Origin of the sequence: Sphingomonas oligophenolica (assembly GCF_006438955.1) — a bacterium.
GTDB lineage: Bacteria > Pseudomonadota > Alphaproteobacteria > Sphingomonadales > Sphingomonadaceae > Sphingomonas > Sphingomonas oligophenolica_A.
Map to the genome: position 1 here is coordinate 237759 of NZ_RCZK01000001.1, position 19193 is coordinate 256951.

General features: G+C 69.0%; 17 protein-coding genes. 10 read left to right on the forward strand and 7 right to left on the reverse strand.

Features of this window, described 5'->3' with window-relative positions; all coding sequences use genetic code 11:
• Window positions 1–82 precede the first annotated feature (82 nt).
• Together panC and EAH84_RS01225 are read left to right on the forward strand one after the other, a co-directional pair.
• Window positions 83–925 carry a pantoate--beta-alanine ligase gene (gene panC, locus EAH84_RS01220; RefSeq protein ID WP_140866462.1) on the forward strand — a complete coding sequence of 281 codons (843 nt, stop codon included), beginning with the start codon at window positions 83–85 and terminating at the stop codon, window positions 923–925.
• Window positions 926–992: 67 nt separating this feature from the next.
• Window positions 993–1289 carry an SEL1-like repeat protein gene (locus EAH84_RS01225; protein ID WP_140866465.1) on the forward strand — a complete coding sequence of 99 codons (297 nt, stop codon included), beginning with the start codon at window positions 993–995 and terminating at the stop codon, window positions 1287–1289.
• Between the two features lie 97 nt (window positions 1290–1386).
• Here EAH84_RS01225 and topA read toward each other — a convergent pair whose 3' ends face one another.
• The 3 genes from topA to plsY form a co-directional block, all read right to left on the reverse strand.
• Window positions 1387–3939: a type I DNA topoisomerase gene (gene topA, locus EAH84_RS01230; RefSeq protein WP_140866468.1), complete on the reverse strand. Its 2553-nt coding sequence runs from the start codon at window positions 3937–3939 to the stop codon at window positions 1387–1389.
• A 100-nt stretch (window positions 3940–4039) separates the two neighbouring features.
• On the reverse strand, window positions 4040–5131 hold the full coding sequence (gene dprA / locus EAH84_RS01235) for a DNA-processing protein DprA (RefSeq protein ID WP_140866471.1): 1092 nt from the start codon (window positions 5129–5131) through the stop codon (window positions 4040–4042).
• Entirely contained in the window at window positions 5124–5729 is a 606-nt protein-coding gene (gene plsY, locus EAH84_RS01240) for a glycerol-3-phosphate 1-O-acyltransferase PlsY (RefSeq protein ID WP_140866474.1), read from the reverse strand. Before plsY ends, dprA begins: the two co-directional genes overlap by 8 nt.
• Before the next feature lie 98 nt (window positions 5730–5827).
• Between plsY and murI the strand changes: the two genes are divergently transcribed.
• From murI to EAH84_RS01255, 3 genes are all read left to right on the forward strand, one after another.
• Complete coding sequence (gene murI, locus EAH84_RS01245) at window positions 5828–6622, forward strand: glutamate racemase (RefSeq protein ID WP_140866477.1); 795 nt, start codon at window positions 5828–5830, stop codon at window positions 6620–6622.
• Window positions 6623–6702: 80 nt separating this feature from the next.
• Window positions 6703–7965 carry a 5-aminolevulinate synthase gene (gene hemA, locus EAH84_RS01250; RefSeq protein ID WP_140866480.1) on the forward strand — a complete coding sequence of 421 codons (1263 nt, stop codon included), beginning with the start codon at window positions 6703–6705 and terminating at the stop codon, window positions 7963–7965.
• 99 nt (window positions 7966–8064) lie between these two features.
• Window positions 8065–8448, forward strand: coding sequence for a hypothetical protein (locus EAH84_RS01255; RefSeq protein WP_206663922.1), 384 nt, complete (start codon window positions 8065–8067; stop codon window positions 8446–8448).
• A 72-nt stretch (window positions 8449–8520) separates the two neighbouring features.
• On the opposite strand, the gene EAH84_RS01260 is transcribed toward EAH84_RS01255, so the two are convergent.
• Complete coding sequence (locus EAH84_RS01260; protein ID WP_140866484.1) at window positions 8521–9210, reverse strand: c-type cytochrome; 690 nt, start codon at window positions 9208–9210, stop codon at window positions 8521–8523.
• 122 nt (window positions 9211–9332) lie between these two features.
• Between EAH84_RS01260 and EAH84_RS01265 the strand changes: the two genes are divergently transcribed.
• Entirely contained in the window at window positions 9333–10223 is an 891-nt protein-coding gene (locus EAH84_RS01265; protein WP_140866487.1) for a prephenate dehydratase, read from the forward strand.
• Window positions 10224–10374: 151 nt separating this feature from the next.
• On the opposite strand, the gene nudC is transcribed toward EAH84_RS01265, so the two are convergent.
• From nudC to EAH84_RS01280, 3 genes are read right to left on the reverse strand one after another with little or no spacing between them, the layout of a single operon-like run.
• On the reverse strand, window positions 10375–11250 hold the full coding sequence (gene nudC / locus EAH84_RS01270; protein ID WP_140866490.1) for an NAD(+) diphosphatase: 876 nt from the start codon (window positions 11248–11250) through the stop codon (window positions 10375–10377).
• The gene (locus EAH84_RS01275; protein ID WP_140866493.1) at window positions 11247–12680 is read right to left on the reverse strand and encodes a serine hydrolase domain-containing protein; all 1434 of its coding nucleotides are present in this window, start codon (window positions 12678–12680) and stop codon (window positions 11247–11249) included. The genes nudC and EAH84_RS01275 overlap by 4 nt, the downstream gene beginning before the upstream one ends.
• Window positions 12677–13756 carry an A/G-specific adenine glycosylase gene (locus EAH84_RS01280; protein WP_140866496.1) on the reverse strand — a complete coding sequence of 360 codons (1080 nt, stop codon included), beginning with the start codon at window positions 13754–13756 and terminating at the stop codon, window positions 12677–12679. The genes EAH84_RS01275 and EAH84_RS01280 overlap by 4 nt, the downstream gene beginning before the upstream one ends.
• 26 nt (window positions 13757–13782) lie before the next feature.
• Here EAH84_RS01280 and EAH84_RS01285 point away from each other — a divergent pair, with 26 nt between their 5' ends.
• From EAH84_RS01285 to EAH84_RS01300, 4 genes are read left to right on the forward strand one after another with little or no spacing between them, the layout of a single operon-like run.
• The gene (locus EAH84_RS01285; RefSeq protein WP_241656393.1) at window positions 13783–14307 is read left to right on the forward strand and encodes a DUF721 domain-containing protein; all 525 of its coding nucleotides are present in this window, start codon (window positions 13783–13785) and stop codon (window positions 14305–14307) included.
• 4 nt (window positions 14308–14311) lie between these two features.
• Window positions 14312–14974, forward strand: a complete 663-nt coding sequence (locus EAH84_RS01290; protein WP_140866502.1) for a thioredoxin domain-containing protein — start codon at window positions 14312–14314, stop codon at window positions 14972–14974.
• 13 nt (window positions 14975–14987) lie between these two features.
• A complete protein-coding gene (locus tag EAH84_RS01295; RefSeq protein ID WP_140866505.1) occupies window positions 14988–15716 on the forward strand; it encodes a thioredoxin domain-containing protein in 729 nt (242 codons plus the stop codon).
• A gap of 37 nt (window positions 15717–15753) precedes the next feature.
• On the forward strand, window positions 15754–19152 hold the full coding sequence (locus EAH84_RS01300; RefSeq protein ID WP_140866507.1) for a chromosome segregation SMC family protein: 3399 nt from the start codon (window positions 15754–15756) through the stop codon (window positions 19150–19152).
• Window positions 19153–19193 lie beyond the last annotated feature (41 nt).

Consider the following 19193-nt stretch of genomic DNA (forward strand, 5'->3'; position numbering starts at 1 on the left):
CGGTTTCCTCTTGGCGCAATTCGGTTGATCGGTGTTCGCCGCCTCCATAGAAGCCGCGCGCTCATTGTTCGAGGGGTTTGAGGTGGACACGGTCCGGGAAATTGGCGCGTTGCGGGACGCGGTGGCGGCGTTGCGCGACGACGGGGCGGCGATCGCGCTGGTCCCGACGATGGGGGCGCTCCACGACGGCCATGTCGCGCTGGTCGAGGCGGCGCGACGCCCCGGCGTGTGCATCGTCGCATCGATCTTCGTCAATCCGCGGCAGTTCGGCGCGAACGAGGATCTCGCGCGCTATCCGCGGCGCGAACAGGCGGACCTCAGGATGCTGACCGAGGCGGGGTGCGACCTGGTCTGGATGCCGTCGGTCGAGACGATGTATCCCGACGGCTTCGCGACCAATATCAGCGTCGGCGGGGTCAGCGAGACGTTCGACGGTGTCGCGCGGCCCGGGCATTTCGACGGCGTCGCGACGGTGGTCACCAAACTCTTCAACCAGGTCCGCCCCGACATCGCCTATTTCGGCGAGAAGGATTTCCAGCAGCTCGCGGTGATCCGGCGGATGGCGATCGATCTCGACCTGGGGATCGACATCGTCGGCGTGCCGACCCAGCGCGACGACGACGGGCTCGCGCTGTCGTCGCGCAACGTCTATCTCGACGTGCACGAGCGCGCGAAGGCGACGGCCCTGCCGCGGGCGCTGGGCATTGCGGCGCGGAGCATCGCGCGCGGCGACGACGCCGAGGATGCGCTGGTCGAGGCGCGCGCGACGCTGAACGCGGCGGGGTTCGACATCGACTATGTCGCTCTCGCCGACGCCGAGACGCTGGCGGCAAACCCCGCGGCGGATCGCCCCCGGCGGCTGCTGGCGGCGGCGCGGATGGGGGCGACGCGGCTGATCGACAATATCGCGATCCAGGATGACTAATTCGCGTTAACCATTTGGTGACACGAATCGAGGCAGGCTGATCCCCAGGGCAATAAGGGGTCCAACCATGGGTAGCAGTCTCAAGCGTGCGCAGTTCCTGATCGACAGCCGGATGCGCGACGCCGTGCGCGGCGATCCGGATGCGCTATACGATCTGGGTGTGTGTTATTCGACCGGGACGTCGGGGGTCGGGATCGACCTGATCGAGGCGCACAAGTTCTTCAATCTTGCCGCGGTATCCGGGCTCGATTGTGCGGCGGATGCACGCTCGGACATCGCCGAGGAGATGACGGCACGCGAAATCGCGACCGCCCAGGCCGCGGCACGTGCGTGGCTGGGATCGATGCAGCGCCGCGCGGCGTAACCCCCGCCGTCGCAACGATCGGGGCGGACGCCGAACCCCGCGCTGCCCGCGCGGTGCCGATCACGTCAGGTCTTGCCCAAGCGACGCAGGCGGCGCGTCAGGCTGCCTTCTCCTTTGTCACCGCCTTTTTCTTCGGGGCCGCTTTCTTGGTAGCTGGCTTCTTCGCGGCGGGTTTCTTCGCGCCCTTCTTCTTGCCCTTGGCCGGTCCCTGCGCGGCGCGGGCGTCGATGAGCTGGGCGGCTTCCTCGAGGGTCAGTGCATCCTGCTCGATCGACTTGGGTAGCGTCGCGTTGGTTTCGCCGTCGGTGACATAGGCGCCGTAGCGACCCTCCATCAGCTTGATCTCTAGCTCGGTCCGCGGATGGGGGCCGAGAATCTTTAGCGGCTCGCGCGCGGCACCGCGCCCGCGGCCGCCGCCTGCCGCTGCTTCGGCTAGCTTGACGACCGCGGCGTTCATGCCGGTTTCGAACACGTCGGCGGTGGTCTGGAGTCGCGCGTATTTGCCCGCGTGCTTGAGGTACGGGCCATAGCGGCCGATCGCGGCTTCGATCGGTTCGCCGGTTTCGGGGTGGGTGCCGATCGTCCGTGGCAGCCCGAGCAGCTTGAGCGCCCATTCGAGGTCGAGTTCGCCGATGTCCTTGGGGATCGACGCGCGCTTGGCCTCCTTGCCCTCGCCGAGCTGGATATAGGGGCCGAACCGCCCCGATTTGCGCTCGACCTCGAGCCCGGTCTCGGGATCCTTGCCGAGCCCCTCGGGCATCGCCTCCTCGCCGTCGCCGCCCGGTTGCGCGAAGCGGCGGGTGAACTTGCACTCGGGATAGTTGGAGCAGGCGATGAACGCGCCGAACTTGCCGCCGCGCAGCGCGAGCCGGCCTTCGCCGCAATTGGGGCAGAGCCGCGGATCGCCGCCGTCTGCCTGGTCGGGAAACAGATAGTCGCCGAGAAAAATATCGAGCTCGGCGGTGATTTCGCTCGGCTTGAAATCCATCACCTCGGTGGTGCGCGGCTTGAAATCGCGCCAGAACGCCTCGAGCACCGACTGCCATTCGGCACGGCCACCCGATACGTCATCGAGTTCCTCCTCGAGATCGGCGGTGTAGTCATAGGCGACGTATTTTTCGAAGAAGCGTTCGAGGAACGCCGTCACCAGTCGCCCGCTCTCTTCGGCGAAGAAGCGGTTTTTTTCGATCCGGACATACTCGCGGTCCTTCAGCGTCTTGATGATCGAAGCGTAGGTCGACGGACGCCCGATGCCGAGCTCTTCCATCCGCTTGACGAGGCTCGCTTCGGAAAAGCGCGGCGGCGGCTGAGTGAAATGCTGTTCGGCGTCGACCGCCTTCTTGGCGGGGGCATCGCCCTCGCGCATCCGCGGCAGGCGGCGCGAATCCTCATCCTGGCTGTCGTCGGTGCCTTCCTCATAAAGCGCGAGGAAACCGGGAAAGAGCACGACCTGCCCGGTCGCGCGGAGCATCGTGCGACCGGTGCCGTCGGCGAGGTCGACCGCGGTACGCTCCATCCGCGCCGACGCCATCTGGCTCGCGAGCGCGCGCTTGAACACCAGGTCGTAGAGCCGCGCGTGATCGCCGCCGCCGAACCGTTCCGCGGTGAAATCGGTCGGGCGGATCGCCTCATGCGCTTCCTGCGCATTCTTGGCCTTCGACTGATATTGACGAGGGGAATCGGGGACGTAGCTGGCATCGTAGCGGTTCGCGACCGCGAGCCGCGCGGCGCTGATCGCGCTCGAATCCATCTGGACGCCGTCGGTCCGCATATAGGTGATCGCGCCGTCTTCGTAGAGGCCCTGCGCGATCCGCATCGTGTGATCCGCCGAGAAGCCCAGTTTGCGTGCTGCCTCCTGTTGCAGGGTCGAGGTAGTGAACGGCGGCGGTGGGTTGCGGCTGGCGGGCTTGGTCTCGACCGACTGGACCGCGAAGCGACCGTCGACGACTGCCTGTTTGGCGCGCATCGCATCGGCTTCGTTGCCGATCGACAGGCGATCGATCTTGTTGCCGTCCCACTGCGTCAGCCGCGCGACGAACGGCGTGCCGTCCTGTTCGAGGGTCGCGGTGACCGACCAATATTCTTGCGCGCGGAACAGTTCGATCTCGCGCTCGCGCTCGACGATCAGGCGGAGCGACACCGACTGGACGCGGCCTGCCGATTTCGCGCCGGGGAGCTTGCGCCACAGCACGGGCGAGAGCGTGAAACCGACGAGGTAATCGAGCGCGCGGCGCGCGCGATACGCGTCGATCAGGTCGGTATCGAGTTCGCGCGGGTGCTTCATCGCCTCGGTCACCGTCGCCTTGGTGATCGCGTTGAAGGTGACGCGCTGGACGTCTTTTGGGAGCGCCTTGCGCTTGGCGAGCACCTCCTGGACATGCCACGAAATCGCCTCGCCTTCGCGATCGGGATCGGTCGCCAGGATCAGCCGATCGGCGGTCTTGGCGAGATCCGCGATCGCCTTCAACTGCTTGGCCTTATCGGCGTAATTCTCCCACTCCATCGCGAAGCCGTTGTCGGGATTCACCGATCCGTCCTTCGGCGGCAGGTCGCGGACATGACCGTAGCTCGCGAGCACGCGATAATCGGAGCCGAGATATTTCTCGATGGTTTTCGCCTTGGCGGGCGATTCGACGATGACGAGTTGCATGGCGGTGTTAAGCTGTCCTCACGTGTACGCGCGAGCATGGGGGCCATCGGGAAATCGCGTCAAGCGCGGGAATCATCGCGGGCGATCCTCGCGATCGGGGTCAATTCAGGCTGACGCGGCCCCCGGCGTGGCGGTCGAGCCGCCCCGCGAGTTCAAGTTCGAGCAGCACCATCTGGACGATCGCGGGGGGGAGCCCGGCCTGGCGGATCAGTTCGTCGACAGCGACCGGGACGGGGCCGAGCAGGTCGACCACACGGCGGCGGTCGGTGTCGTCGGCGTCGTCGGGCGGCGCGCCGGCGAACGGATCGATCGGCGCGCGGACCGCGCGCGCGTCGATCGGGCGAATTTGTTCGAGCGCATCGGCGGCGGACTGGATCAGCGTCGCGCCGTCGCGAATTAACTGGTTGCACCCCTGCGCACGCGGATCGAGCGGGCTGCCGGGGACCGCCATCACCTCGCGCCCCGCTTCCCCTGCGAGCCGCGCGGTGATCAGCGAGCCCGATCTGGGGGCGGCCTCGACCACGATCGTGCCGAGCGCCAGCCCCGCGATGATCCGGTTGCGATAGGGGAAGTGGCGCGCGCGCGGTTCGATGCCGGGGGGTTGTTCCGCGATCAGCAGCGCGTCCCGTGCGATGCGTTCCTGGAGTTCGGCATTTTCGGGCGGGAAGACGACGTCGATCCCGCTCGCGACGACCCCGATCGTCGCGGTGTCGGCGCCGACATGCGCGGCGGTGTCGATCCCGCGCGCCAGCCCCGAGACGACGGTCGCGCCCTCGGCGGCGAGATCGTGGGCGAGATGACGCGCGAACCGGCACGCCGCCGCCGATGCGTTGCGCGCGCCGACGATCGCGACGGTGGGCCGATGCGCCAGCGCGATGGCACCGCGCACGATCAGCGCGGGCGGGGGGTTGTCGATCTGGGTCAGCAGCGCGGGATAATCGGGGTCGCCGATGAACAGGTAGCGCGCGCCGAGCCGGTGGGTCGTCGCCATCTCGCGCTCGATCGTCGGTGGGTCGGCGATGCGGGGCGGTTGACCCCCGCCGCGGCGCGCGAGCATCGGGAGCGCGTCGAGCGCGGCGGCGGCGGTCGAAAACCGCGCGAGCAATTGGCGATAGGTGACCGGGCCGATCCCGGCGGTGCGGATCAGGCGGAGCTGGGCGAAGGCGCCGTCGTCCCGCCCGCGGTCAGCCATCCTTGCGGCCGAGCCGGGGTTCGGTCCCGGCCAGCAGCCGTTCGATATTATCGCCGTGTTTCCACAGCACGATCAGCGCGAGGACGAGCAGCAGTAGGACATAGTCGAACCGGTTGAACAGCGCGGCGGCAACCGGGGTGCTGAACGCCGCGACCATGCCTGCGACCGACGAAATTCGCAGCGTGGCGAGCAACCCGAGCCAGACCGCGGCGTAGACCACCCCCAGCGGCCAGTAGAGCGCCAGCACGATCCCCATCAGCGTCGCGACGCCCTTGCCACCCTTGAACCCCAGCCAGACCGGATAGCAATGGCCGACGAACACCGCCGCCGCCGCCAGCACCTCGTTACCGGGAAACAGCCACCTCGTCAGCCACACCGCCGCCGCGCCCTTGAGCAGATCGAGCACCAGCGTCGCCGCGGCCAGGCCCTTGCGGCCGGTGCGCAGCACGTTGGTCGCGCCGATGCTGCCCGATCCGATCGTCCGCAGATCGCCCGCGCCGAACGCACGCGTCAGCAACACCCCGAACGGGATCGCCCCGAGGAAATACCCCAAGGCAAGAGCTGCGGCGGGCGCGAGCCAGACGATTTCGGTTGTCATGTTCCCCCTTAGTACTCCGATCATATCGGGTACGTGACGAATCGCCAATAACCTTGCTCAGCTTGGCCGCGTGCGAGAGTGCGGATAGAGCCCCGCGGATGGATGACCGGCCGATCTTGTTTTTCGATTCCGGGGTCGGCGGGCTGTCGATCGTTGCGCCCGCGCGCGCGCTGCTGCCCGATGCGCGGTTCGTGTACGCGGCGGATTCGGCAGGGTTCCCCTATGGCACTCGGTCGGAGGAGGAGATCGCGGCCCGCGTCCCCGCGCTGCTCGGGCGATTGTGCGAACGCTATGCGCCGCGGTTGATCGTGATCGCGTGCAACACCGCCTCGACAATCGCGCTCGGCAGCGTCCGCGCCGCGCTCGACGTCGCGGTGGTCGGGACGGTGCCCGCGATCAAGCCAGCCGCGGCGCTGAGTCGAACCCGGACGATCGGCGTGCTGGGCACCGACGCGACCGTCCGCCAGGCCTATGTCGACGATCTGGCGGCGCGATTCGCGGCGGATTGCACGGTGCTGCGCCACGGGTCGGCGGCGCTCGTCGAACTCGCGGAGGCGAAGCTGCACCGCGAAGCGGTCGATACCGCCGCCTATGCCGCGGCGCTCGGCGGTTTGCTGGGTCAGCCCGGCGGCGACCGGATCGACGTGATCGTCAACGCATGCACGCATTTTCCGCTGGTCGAACCCGAACTCGCGGCGGCGGCGGGGCGACCGATCCGCTTCGTCGACGGCGCGGCGGGGATCGCGCGGCGGATCGTCGCGCTGACCGAGGGGCAGGAATGGTCGACAACACCCGGCGAGGGGATCGCGGTGTTCACCCGGCTGGGGAATCGCGAACGCGCGCTCGCCCCCGCGCTGGTGGCGCGCGGTTTCGTCCGGCTGGAGGTGCTGTAACGCGACGTTTGGGGACGGGCGGAGACCCGGATCCTCGCAAAACGCTGGAAATCCGCGCGCGCGCGGGTTAGTTGCGCGGCATGACCGTAGGTTCCGATTCCGCTGGCTCCGTTCCCGTCGGCGCGGGAGTCGATTATTCGCGCGTGTTTTCGCAGGCGATCGACCGCCTCCACGCCGAGGGGCGCTACCGCGTCTTCATCGATATCCTGCGCAACAAGGGGTCGTTTCCCAGCGCGCGCTGTTTTGCGGGGCATAACGGCCCCAAGCCGATCACGGTGTGGTGTTCGAACGATTATCTCGCGATGGCGCAGCATCCCAAGGTGATCGCGGCGATGGAGGAGGCGCTCCACGACGTCGGCGCGGGATCGGGCGGCACCCGCAACATCGGCGGTAACACGCATTATCATATCGATCTCGAGCATGAACTCGCCGATCTCCACGGCAAGGAGGCGGCGCTGCTGTTCACCAGCGGCTATGTCTCGAACGAGGCGACGCTGGCGACGCTGGCCAAGATCCTGCCGGGCTGCATCATCTTTTCGGACGAGCTGAACCACGCCTCGATGATCGCAGGCATCCGCCATTCGGGGTGCGAGAAGCAGATCTACCACCACAACGACCTCGCGCACCTCGAAGCGCTGCTCGCCGCCGCCGACCCCGCCGCCCCCAAGCTGATCGCATTCGAAAGCGTGTATTCAATGGAGGGCGACATCGCGCCGATCGCCGCGATCTGCGACCTCGCCGACCGGTACAACGCGCTGACCTATTGCGACGAGGTCCATGCGGTGGGGATGTATGGCCCGCGCGGCGGCGGGATTTCGGAACGTGAGGCGGTCGCGGACCGGATCACGATCCTCGAAGGAACGCTGGGCAAGGCGTTCGGGGTGATGGGGGGCTATATCGCCGCCGATCGCACGATCATCGACGTGATCCGCAGCTACGCGCCCGGCTTCATCTTCACCACCAGCCTGTCGCCGGTGCTGGTCGCGGGCGTGCTCGCGAGCGTCCGCCACCTGAAGGCATCGAACGAGGAGCGCGTCGCGCAAAAGGCGGCGGCGGCGACGCTGAAGTCGATGCTGGCGGACGCGGGGCTGCCGGTGATGATCGGCGACACCCACATCGTCCCCGTCATGGTCGGCGATCCGGTGAAGGCGAAGAAGATCAGCGACGTCCTGCTCGCCGAATACGGCATCTACGTCCAGCCGATCAATTACCCCACCGTCCCGCGCGGCACCGAGCGGCTGCGCTTCACCCCCGGCCCCGCGCATGACGAGGCGATGATGCGCGACCTGACCGACGCGCTGGTCGAGATCTGGAGTCGGCTCGAGCTGCGCAAGGCGGCGTAGGCGTAGGCGGCGGCGACGGATCGACCGCGTCCGCGCCGCGCGACGTTCACGCGAAGATGCGCGCCTCCACGGCATCGGCAGCCGACGAGAGCCGGGGTGTTGAAAAGGAATGGCGGGTTTCGCCCACTTGCGGACATTCAGGAGCCGGAGCAAACTCTGGCCATGACAACATATGCCGAAGTTGATCCGATCATCGACGCTTGGGCACAAGTGACGGTCAAAAAGCTCTTTACCGAATGGGCGGATCAGCCCGCGAGGTTCGCTTACCTTCCGGGGCTACGCCCCTTCGAGTGCTTTCAAATTTCTATTGATCCGCCAATTGCCGGTCGTGTCGCCGTGTTGGCTCGCTCCGTTGATACCGACGACGACAGCGAGTTCGAGCAGCACTGGGAAGGCACCACGAACGCGCTTCCCGCTCTTCTCGAAGCGGCTACGGCTACGGTGCGACTGTGGGTGAACCGCTCAACTGCGAATGGCAGCTAACCACCATTTCGGGCCATTACGGTGCGCTGACCAGACGTGCCGCGCGGCATCCTCGCTGCATCCGCCCGCGCGTCACTCGCCGCGCTTGGCGGCTTCCTTGGCGGCGTTGGGGTCGACCGAGGGGGCGCCCGCCGCGGGGGTACCGGTGTTGGCCAGGTCGCCGGTCGCGGCGCGCGGATCGGCTTCGACCGCATTTTCCGCGGGGCTCGCGCTCTTGTCGGGGGCGCCCGCGGCCGGGGCGGCGGGGAGCGGAACGTTCGATCCCTGCTGGTTGAGATAGAGGATCACGTTGGCGCGATCCTGCGCGTTGCCGAGCCCCGCAAAGGTCATCTTGGTGCCGTTGGCGAATTTGCGTGGGGACGTCAGCCAGGCGTTGAGCTTGTCGAAATCCCATGATCCGCCGACGCTTTTCAGCGCTTCGGAGAACGGATAGCCGCCCTTGCCCTGCGCGACCGCTTCGCCGACCGTGGCGTACAGGTTCGGCCCGACGCCGTTGGCCCCGCCCTGGTTGATCGTGTGGCAGGCAGCGCACTTCTTGAAGACTTCCGCGCCCTTGGCGGGATCGGCGGACGCGAGCAGCGTCGCGATGGGCACCTCGGCAACCGCACCCGCGGCACCCGCTTCCTGAACGCCCTCGATCGGATAACCCATCTTTTCGGGGCGTTCCCCGTGGTAGATCATGCCGCCGACGATCGACAGGCCCAGGGCCGCGCCACAGGCGGCCAGCGTCCAGCCGGCGATCGTGTTGGTCCGAGTATCCATTGCGCGCGACGGCCCCCAATATGTTCTAGGCTTGGAAGAAAGCTCGGCTCCCCATAGAAAAGGCGGAAGGCCACCGCAAGCCGCGCTTGTCGCGCCGCGCAACCGCATCTACCCCGCGCGTCATGGAGACCTTCGCCGCCCCCGCCCGCCCGATCGTTGCCGCGATGGCCGCCGCCGCCGCCGCCGAACCCGCGCGCGCGGTCGCGTTTCAGGGCGCGCCGGGGGCCAACAGTCATGTCGCCGCGGTCGAGGCGTTCCCCAATGGCCTGCCGCTGCCATGCTTTTCGTTCGAAGATGCGATCGATGCGGTGAAGGCGGGCGACGCCGATTGCGCGATCATCCCAATCGAAAATTCGCTCCACGGCCGGGTCGCGGACATCCATTTTTTGCTGCCCGAATCGGGGCTGGTCATCACCGGCGAACATTTCCTGGGCATTCGCCACGCGCTGATGGGGACCGGCATCCGCGCCGACGTTCGCCAGGCGATGAGCCATCCGCAGGCGTTGGGCCAGTGCCGCCACTGGCTGAAGGCGCACGACATCCAGCCGCTGGCCTATCCCGATACCGCGGGCGCGGCAGCGGTGGTCGCGGAACGCCGCGACCCGCGCATCGCCGCGCTCGCGCCGCCGCGTGCCGCCGCGATCTATGGCCTGACGCTGTTCGACGCCGACATCGCGGATGCCGATCACAACATGACGCGGTTCGTGGTGCTGGCGCGTGGCGGCAAGCCGCCGGTGGGCGCGGGACCGTGGATGACGACGCTGATCTTCGAGGTGAAGAACGTGCCTGCAGCGCTCTACAAGGCGATGGGCGGGTTTGCGACCAACGGGGTCAACATGACCAAGCTCGAAAGCTACCAGCGCGGCGGCAGTTTCGCAGCGACCGAATTCTATGCCGATATCGTCGGCAAGCCCGGCGACGAGAATGTCGACCGCGCGCTGGAGGAACTGGGGTTCCAGTCGAAATGGCTGCGGGTGCTCGGTACCTATCAGCAGGCGCGTGCTCGACCGTAATGATGCGCTACGTAGACGGCGAGCCACTACATAGATCCGTTCGTGCTGAGCTTGTCGAAGCACGGTGAGACTCACCGCCCTTCGACAAGCTCAGGGCGAACGGTGCTGGGTATGATCGATCCAGCGCCAATCAGAACTAAGAAGACCTACTTCAGCCTGCGGCCCACACCGTTAGCAGGGTGTGCGCGATCGCGTAGGGGGGCGGTGCGATGAACGCGCCGTCCTCGCCTGCCAGGATGCGGCGAACCTCGTCGCGGGGGACCCAGATCGCGTCTTCGAGCTCGTTGGCGTCGATCGTCAGCGTATCGTCGTCGGCGGTCGCGACGCAAGCCATCATCAGCTGCGAAGGGAAGGGCCAGGGCTGGCTGGCGATGTAGCGGACGTCGCGGATACGAACGCCGGCCTCCTCGTGGATTTCGCGCGCGACCGCTTCCTCGACCGATTCGCCGGGTTCGAGAAACCCCGCGAGCGCCGAATAGCGCCCGGGCGGCCAGCCCTTGCCGCGCCCGAGCAGCGCGCGCCCATCATGCTCCGCGATCATGATCACGACCGGGTCGACGCGCGGGAAATGCTCCGCGCCGCACTGCGGGCAGGATCGGCCCCAGCCTGCACGGAACAGCGTGGTCGCGGTGCCGCAGCGTGCGCAAAAACCGTGGCGCAGATGCCAGTCGATCAGGCTGCGCGCGGCGGCATAGGTCGCCGCTTCACCCGGCGCGAGGCTGGCGAGCGCGCCCATCAACGCGGGGTTGCGCATCGCGGGCAGGTCGTCGTGGCGCAGCCCCGGCAGCAACGCGGCGAAATGCGCGCGCCCGTCGCCGATCCCGAGCAGGATCAATTCGGCCTCGTCGGGCGCGTCGGTCAGTGTCGTCCAGCCGAGCCGGGCGTCGTCGGCGATCGCGGGGATCAATCCGTCGAGCCGGAGTAGCCGCGCGCGCCAGTCAATCGTTGCGGCCAGCGCGGTGGGATCATGGCGAAGGTGATCGGCGCGATCGAGCGTGCCGCCGGTAAACCCCGGGACGACCGTCATCGGCGGAATTTGGCCACGTCCTTTGCCAGCGCGGCTATCGCTTCGGTGCGCAGCGGCCATTGTTCGCCGGGGAAGTAATTGACCATGATCGTGCCGCGCGCGCGCTTGGCGGGATCGACGAACGCGGTCGTTCCCGCCGCGCCACCCCAGCCATAGGTACCCTTCGACGGGAAGCCGCCGGGGCCGTCGGTGAGATAGACCGTGCCGCCCGCGCCGAAGCCGATCTCCGCCGCCGCGGGGCGCGTCGTGCCGCCCCCGGTCGATCCGTTGCCGTTGGCGTTGCCGAGGCCGGGAAATTTCACCCCGTTGGGAAGCAGGTTCGACATCATCAGCTTTGCGGTTTCGGTCTTCATGACGCGCACGCCATCGAGCGTGCCGTCATGCTGGAGCATGTCGAGGAAGCGATCGTAATCACGCGCGCTCATGACGAGCCCTGCGCCGCCATAGGGAAAGCTCGGCGCACGGGTGTAGGGCGAGGTCGCGGGAGGATCGAACGGCACCATCTGGTCGCCGACGAACGCGACGGTGGTGGCGAGTCGCTTTACGTCGCGCTGCGGCACCGTCCAGAAGCTCGACTGCATCTTCAGCGGCGCGAAGATTCGGGTGTTGACGAATTGGTCGAACGGCATCCCCGACGCGACCTCGATCACCCGGCCCATCACGTCGAGCCCAATCGAATAATGCCATTTGGTGCCGGGTTGATAAACCAGCGGGACGGTCGCGACGCGGTTCGCGAATTCCTCGAGCGTGGCGGGGCGGGCCTTGCGCGCCTGTGCCTCCGTCGCCGCATTGACCTCGCCGGGAAGGATGCCCTTGGCCTCGTACAGCTTGAGCAGCGGCCCCTTGGCGCTGATGTTGTAGCCGAGGCCAGAGGTATGCGTCAGCAGTTCGCGGATCGTGATCTCGCTCTTGGCGGGAACCGCGGCGAGGCTGGTGTCGGGATCGGTCAGCACCGTCATCGTCTTGAACGCGGGGATGTATTTGCTGACCGGATCGTCGAGCCCGATCTTGCCCTGTTCGATTAGGATCATCGCGGCGGCGGCGGTGATCGGCTTGGTCATCGAATAGACCCGCCACAGCGAATCGGGACCGGCGGGCAGCGCGTCGGCGGCGAGCCCGATCTTGCCTGCGGCGGGATAGAGCGTCGGCAGATCGCCGAGACCATAGGCCGCGACGACGCCGGGCATCTTGCCGCCCCGGATATAGCCGTCGAACAACGCCTGGGTCTCTGGCAGCAGCACGCTGGCGGGAAGCCCGCGCGGCGACAGCGTGGCGATCGGCGGTGCGGGCTTGGCTTGGGCACGAAGTGGCGCCGGTGTCGCCTTGGTAGCCGTCTGCGCTTGGGGCAGCGCCTCGATCTCGCCGCCGATCGCGGCAGTGGTGGCCAGCGCGATCGCGCCCGTCGTAACGATCCAGAAACTGCGCTTCACGATGCTCTCCTTATCGCGGCTGCCGCCTTGGCGAAGAGGGTCGGTAGTCCCGCCGCGTCGAGCGTCGCGATCGGCCACCACTCGCCCCCCTCCGCGACGTGGTTGGGGGTCTGATGCGCCTCGACGCGCGCGACCGCAAGCGCGAGATCGATGTCGAAATGGGTGAAGCCGTGGGTGACCCTGTTGTCGAGTACGCGCCAGTCCGCCACGGCGGGGGGCGAGGCGAGCCCGGGCGGCGAATCGGTCCACGCGCCGGTCGGCAATGCGCGCATCCCGCCGAGCAATCCGGTCGGTGGGCGACGAACCAGCAGTATATGTCCGTCGCGTTCCAGCCAGAAGATCGTGCCGTGGCGGTGCGGGCGTGCTTTTCGCGCGGTCTTGACCGGCATCGTCTCGGGATCGCCCGCCGCGAATCCCGCGCATTGCGTCCGCAGGGGGCAGAGCAGGCAGCGTGGATTGCGGGGGGTGCAGATCGCGGATCCCAGGTCCATCATGGCTTGCGCGAAATCGCCCGCCCTCGCGTCGGGGGTGATCGTATCGGCGGCGGCGCGAATCGCGACGCGCGCACCCGGCAGGGCGTCGCGAATCGCGAAAAGGCGGGCGACGACGCGCTCGACATTGGCGTCGACGACGACCGCACGTTCGCCGAACGCGATCGCGGCGACCGCGGCGGCGGTGTACGCGCCGAGCCCTGGCAAGGCGCGCAGTTCGGCCTCGGTGCGCGGGAATTGCCCGCCATGGTCGGCCACCACGACCTTTGCCGCAGCGAACAGATTGCGCGCCCGCGCATAATAACCGAGCCCCGCCCAGGCGGCCATGACGTCCTCGTCGCGCGCCGCGGCCAGGCTCGCGAAATCGGGCCAGCGGTCGACCCAGGCAGCGAAGCGCGGGCGGACGGTGGCGACGGTGGTCTGCTGGAGCATCACCTCCGACAGCCAGACGCGATAGGGGTCGGGGGTGTCGCCCGGCTGTGCGCGCCACGGCAGGTCGCGGCGATGCGCGTCGTACCAGCCGAGCAACGCATCGGCGACACCGGGCGCGCTGGCGGGGAGCGGCGAAGAGCGCTTGGCGTCCACGCCCCCGCTATGGCATGGGTAGCGGCATGAGCAAGCGCGTCCGCGCCCCCCGCCAGGAATCCCGACCTGAACCGGAGCGGCAGAACCGCAGCCGCGCGGTGTCCGAACTGCTGCCCGCGATCGGCGGCGCGGCGTTCCGCAAGTTCGGCTTCGTGCAGAGCTCGATCGTCAGCCGCTGGCCCGAGATCGTCGGCGAAAAGTGGGCGGGCGCGTCGGCCCCCGAATCGATCCGCTTCCCGCCGGGGCAGAAGAGCGCGGGCGTGCTGACGCTCACCGTTCGCGGCGCTCACGCCCCGATGATGCAGCATGTCGCGCCCGAGATCATCGAGCGGGTCAACCGCTTCTTCGGCTATGCCGCGGTCGCCAAGCTGACGATCCGCCAGGGCGAGGTCGCCACGTGGCGGGTCCCCGCCGCGCCGCCGTCGGAGCGCCCGGTGCCCCCCGAACTCGGCAACGAGCTGAAGGGAATCGCCGATCCTGAACTGCGCGCGGTGCTCGAATCGCTCGCCGCCGGGGTGGCGGCGACCCGTGGCCTTCCCAAGATAGGGTAATTCGATGCGTTGGTTGTTCGCGTTCCTTTCGGTCATCCTGCTCACCGCCGCCGCGCCGCCCCGCGATTGGTCGGCGACGACGACCCGGCTGCCCAATGGCGCGATGCTGACCGGCAACCCCGCCGCGCCGCTGCGGCTGGTCGAATATGGCAGCTATACCTGTTCGCATTGCGCTGCGTTTGCGGCCGAGAGCGAGAAGGTGCTGCGTGGCGAGATGATCCGCGACGGATCGGTTGCGCTCGAATATCGCCACATGGTCCGCGACCGCCTCGATCTCGGCGCGGCGTTGCTCGCGCGGTGTGGCGGCGCGCGCCAGTTCGCGCGCGCATCGGCGGCGATCTTCGCGGCCCAGCCGACCTGGCTCCAGGCGGCGATCGACTGGTCCCCCAAACACCCCAAGATCGCGGGCTATCCCCCGCTCAAACAGGCGCGCGCGCTGGCCGACGGCACCGGGCTGACCCGGCTGATGCGGACGCGCGGGCTGACCGCGACGCAGGTTGCGGCGTGCTTTGCGAATACCAAGGAAGCCGACGCGATCGTGAAGCTGACCGCCGACGCCCCCGCCGGGGTCACCTCGACCCCGACCTTCTTTATCAATAACGAAGTCGTGCCGCCCACCGGGTGGGACGGACTCGAAACCATTCTGCGCGCCAAGGGCGCCAAGTGAAGGGCCTATCCCGATGAGATTTTTGACTGCGCTGTTCCTGCTGCCGCTCGCGCTCGTCGCGTGTTCGAAGGGGGAGACGACGGGCAACGTCACCGCCGCCCCGGTCGCCGCCGCGGCCGCGCCCGCCGGGCAGAAGTGGCAGGATGTCGTCGCGAAGACGGACGAGGGCTATCGGATGGGCAATCCCGATGCGCCGGTAAAGGTGGTCGAATATGGCGCGCGGCTGTGTCCGGGGTGCAAGCAGTTCGCGACGACCGCGTTTCAACCGCTGATCGACAACTATGTCTCGACCGGCAAGGTCAGCTTCGAATTCCGCGACTTCCTGATCCACGGTCCCGCCGAACTCGGGCTCGCGCTGATGGGCCAGTGCGGCGATCCGGCGACGTTCTTCCCGATCCTCGAGCAGACTTATGCGAATCAGGATGCGCTCAACGACGCGATGATCAAGGTGCCGCCGACGCAGATTCAGGCGCTGCAGGGCAAGTCTCCCGTTGCGATCGTCACCGGCTGGACCGAGGCGATCGGCGGGATCGACTTCATGAAGCAGCGCGGGATGCCCGAAGCGAAGGCTAAGGCATGCCTGGCCGACACCAAGAAAATGGACGCGATCACCGCGGTCACGCAGAAACGCGGAGGAGACGGGACGGTCGAATCGACCCCGACGGTAATCGTCGATGGCAAGCCGATCGACAATCCGACCTGGGACAATGTCGAACAGGCGCTGAAGGCGGCGGGGGCGTAAGCCAAGGACACACGACCGGCGTTGGGGGGCGCCACCCATGCGGATCAAGCGGCTTCGGATCGCCGGGTTCAAGAGCTTCGTCGATCCGGCCGATCTCAGGATCGAGCCGGGGCTGACGGGCGTCGTCGGCCCCAATGGCTGCGGCAAATCGAACCTGCTCGAAGCGCTGCGCTGGACGATGGGCGAAGCGAGCGCGAAGTCGCTCCGCGGCGCGGAGATGGAGGATGTGATCTTCGCGGGCACCGCGACCCGGCCGCCGCGTGATTTCGCCGAAGTCTCGATTCTCGCCGAGTTGCCGACCGCCGACGGGGTCGAGGAGACCGAGATCGTCCGCCGGATCGAGCGCGGTGCGGGGTCCGCCTATCGGATCGACGGGCGCGACGTGCGGGCGCGCGACGTCGCGCTGCTGTTCGCCGACGCCGCGACCGGGGCGCATAGCCCTGCGCTCGTCAGCCAGGGCAAGATCGGCGCGGTGATCGCCGCCAAGCCCGCCGATCGCCGCGCGATGCTCGAAGAGGCGGCGGGGATCGCGGGGCTCCACGTCCGCCGCCGCGACGCCGAACAGAAATTGCGCGCAACCGAGGCGAACCTCGCGCGGCTCGACGAGATCATCGCCGACCAGGACGCGCGCGCCGCTGCGTTGAAACGCCAGGCGCGCGCCGCCGAACGCTATCGGCTGGCTTCGGCGCAGATCCGCGTCGCCGAGGCGCGGATGATTTTCGCGCGCTGGCGTGACGCGGTCGCTGCCGCCGACGCTGCCCGCGCGGAGGCGGCGGTCGCCGACGAGTGGGTGCGCGCCACGACCGACGCGAGCGCGGCGGCGGCGGCGTATCAGCACGAGGCCGCGGAGACCGTTGCCGCCGCGCGCGCCGCCGCGCTGGCCGCGCGCGACCGCGCGAGCGAGGCCGCGCACCGGCTCGCCACGCTGCGCACCGAGCGCGCCACCGCCGAGCGGCGGATCGCCGATCTTGCCGATGCGGCGCGGCGAATGACCGACGATCGCGCGCGCGAAGGATCGCTGGCGCGCGATGCCGCCGACGCGCTGACTCGGCTGGATCGCGAGATCGGTACGCTCGACGCGGATATCCGGGCGGCGGCGAACGACGCGCCGCGGCTCGAGACCGCGGTCGCCGACGCCGAGCGGATGGGGCGCGATGCCGAGGTCGCGCTGGCGCAGGCGCTCGGCCGACAGGCGAGTGAGGCGGCGGAAGCTCGGGTCGCGACCGCGGCGCTCGCAGCGGCGGAGGCGCGGTGCGCGCGGGTGGCGCGCGGGGCGGCGACGATCGACGGCGCACTTGCCGAGCTGGGCGATCCCGCGCCGATCGAGGCCGAGCGCGACGCGGCGGCGGCGGTGCGGGCTGGGGCACTGGCGGCGGGGGACACCGCGCGCGGCGCGATCGAGCACGCCGATGCCGACGAGCGCACCGCGACCGCGACCCGCGCGGCGGCGGACGCAGCGCTGGCGACCGCGCGCGCGAACCTCGCCGCGATCGATGCGGAGGCGGCAGCGCTGACGCGTGCGACGCAGCGATCGGGGACGGACAAGCTGCTCGATCGGGTCGCGGTCGAGGCGGGGTACGAGCGTGCGCTCGCGGCGGCGCTCGGCGACGATCTCGATACATCGCCCGATGCGTGGGAGGGCGCGCGGCCCGGGGGTGACGATCCTGCCCCCCCGCCGGGCACCGCACCGCTGGTCGATCAGGTCACCGCGCCCGCCGCGCTCGACCGGCGGCTCGCGCAGATCTTCATCGCGGATCGCGACACGGGGCAGGCGCTCGCGGTCGGGCAACGGCTGGTGACGCGCGAGGGCGCGCTGCGGCGCTGGGATGGCTATGTCGCGACCGGGAGCGGCGCGGCGGCGGCGGAGCGACTGGCGCGGCTCAACCGGCTCGCGGCGATCGTCGGCGAACGACCGGCGGCGGCGGCGGCGTTGGCGGCGGCGGAGATGGCGCGCGCCGCGGTCGAGGAGCGCATCACGACCGCACGCACCACCGCAGCGCGTGCGCGCGAGGAACTGCGCGCCGCCGATACCCGCAGCCGCGAGGCGGCGCTGGCGGAGGACCGCGCGACGACGCGGCTGGAACGGCTCGCGGACCGGCGCGCCGATCTCGCCGCGCGCCGTGCGCAGGTCGCGCACGAGGACCACGAGGCGGCACACGAGCGCGCGTCCGCGCGCGCGGCGGTCGCGGCGTTGCCCGATACCGCGGCGAGCGCCGCGGCGGTCGCGACGCTGGGTCACGCGGCGGAACAGCGCCGGGCGGCGGTCGCGGAGGCACGCGAGGCGCGAGGTGCGGCGGCGCGGCGGCTCCAGGCCGACCGCGAACGGCGCGCCGCGGCGCAGGCGGACACGCGCACCTGGCGCGCGCGCGCGGGCGAGGCGGCGCAGCGGATCACCGCGATGGATGCACGCGAGGCCGAGATCGCCTCCGAGCACGACGCGGTGGCGGCGCGCCCCGCCATGCTCGAAGCCGAGATCGCGGCGCTCTCGGCGGAGCACAACGCGATGAGCGCGTCCGCCGCGACGCTTGCCACCGCCGAGCGTGACGCCGAGGCCGCGCTGCGATCGACCGAGGCGACCCAGCGTGCTGCGATCGAGGCCCTCGCCGAGGCGCGCGAGGGCCGCGCGGGGGCGGCGGCGCGGCTCGAATCGCAGGAGCTTCGTCGGGTCGAGATGGGGCGGCTATCGGGCGAACGCTTCGAATGCCCCGTGCCGGTGCTGCCCGAAAAACTGGGGTTCGACGCGATGAGCGTGCGATGCCCCGCCGATGAATCTGCGACCCACGAGAAACTGAGCGTCGATCGCGAACGGATCGGCCCGGTGAACCTGGTCGCCGAGACCGAACTCGCCGAACTGGAGGCCGCGAGCATCGGCAACGCAACCGAGCGCGACGAACTGGGGCAGGCGGTGAACCGGCTGCGCGGGTCGATCGGGACGCTCAACCGCGAAGGGCGCCAGCGGCTGCTGACCGCGTTCGAGGCGGTCAATGGGCATTTCCAGCGGCTGTTCGCGACGTTGTTTAACGGCGGGCAGGCGCATCTTGCGCTAATCGATTCGGACGATCCGCTCGAGGCGGGGCTCGAGATCATGGCCCAGCCGCCGGGCAAGCGCTTGCAGTCGCTGACGTTGCTGTCGGGGGGCGAACAGGCGCTGACCGCGGTCGCGCTGATCTTCGGGCTGTTCCTGACCAACCCCGCGCCGATCTGCATCCTCGACGAGGTCGATGCGCCATTGGACGACGCCAATATCGAGCGGTTCTGCGACCTGCTCGACCGGATGACGCGCGAAACCGAGACGCGTTACCTGATCGTCACCCACAATGCGGTGACGATGAGCCGGATGCACCGTTTGTTCGGGGTGACGATGATCGAACAGGGGGTGAGCCGGTTGGTGTCGGTCGATCTCCAGGCAGCGACGACGCTGCTCGCGGCAGAGTAGCGCCGGCCGCTAAGGCGGAGGGCGCGAATTGATCCGAATCA